Genomic DNA, 433 nt, shown 5'->3' with positions numbered 1-433 from the left:
ATCAAGAGCTACAAGCATGACAGCAGTTTGCACCGAACTTGGCGTGACACGATGGTTCTTAAGACGAGTGAAAATGCAATTATTGGGTTGAATGACCATACCTTGGTGACCGAAGATGACGGTCGTCGTTGGGTGACGCGTGAACCCGCAATTGTGTATTTTCATCGTAAGTATTGGTTCAACATCGTCGCGATGATACGAGATAATGGGGTGTCTTATTATTGTAATTTAGCTTCTCCGTTTGTTTTAGATAAAGAAGCTTTGAAGTACGTGGATTATGATTTGGACGTAAAGGTCTTTCCAGATGGTGAAAAGCGCTTGCTTGATACGGACGAGTATGAATTGCACAAGGCACAATGGCATTACCCAGCGGATATTGATTTTATCGTAAAGGAGCATGTTAAAATCCTAGTTGATTGGATCAATAAGCATC

General features: G+C 41.8%; 1 protein-coding gene. It reads left to right on the top strand.

Translation table 11 applies throughout. The annotated features are described in order from the left end of the window. A partial coding sequence (locus KH400_RS21275; RefSeq protein WP_217228052.1) for a DUF402 domain-containing protein occupies nucleotides 1-433 on the top strand: 433 nt, incomplete at both ends.

It is taken from the genome of Desertibacillus haloalkaliphilus, from assembly GCF_019039105.1.
In the GTDB taxonomy this organism is placed as follows: domain Bacteria; phylum Bacillota; class Bacilli; order Bacillales; family KJ1-10-99; genus Desertibacillus; species Desertibacillus haloalkaliphilus.
The sequence above is the reverse complement of the archived record's forward strand: the minus strand, read 5'-3'. Positions and strand labels throughout refer to the sequence as shown.